The organism is Neptuniibacter marinus, from assembly GCF_001597725.1.
GTDB classification, from domain to species: domain Bacteria; phylum Pseudomonadota; class Gammaproteobacteria; order Pseudomonadales; family Balneatricaceae; genus Neptuniibacter; species Neptuniibacter marinus.
The window spans coordinates 1-279 of the sequence record NZ_LUTR01000067.1 but is presented as its reverse complement, the minus strand read 5'-3'; the positions used below and the strand labels follow the sequence as shown (position 1 = coordinate 279).

At 49.8% G+C, this 279-nt stretch carries 1 protein-coding gene; it reads left to right on the top strand.

Annotated features, from left to right (window positions below; all coding sequences use genetic code 11):
* Window positions 1-64: 64 nt before the first annotated feature.
* Window positions 65-279: MotA/TolQ/ExbB proton channel family protein (locus A3774_RS16070; RefSeq protein WP_231868007.1), on the top strand; the 215-nt coding region annotated here is incomplete at its 3' end.

Genomic DNA, 279 nt, shown 5'->3' with positions numbered 1-279 from the left:
AAACTTGTTGAAGTGCCTACTTAGCTTATGTCCCATGCTGGGACTGCTTGGAACGGTCACCGGTATGATCACAGTATTTGACACCCTGGCCGCTCAAGGTAGCGCACAGCCACGCTTAATGGCAGCCGGTATTTCAATGGCGACGATTCCGACTATGGCAGGCATGGTCGCCGCACTCTCGGGCATGCTCGCCTATTCACGTATTCAAAAATGGAGTAGCAAAAGCCTACTTCAACTTGAACAGTTACTTAGAAGTGAGCGTCACTTGTGTTCCAATGT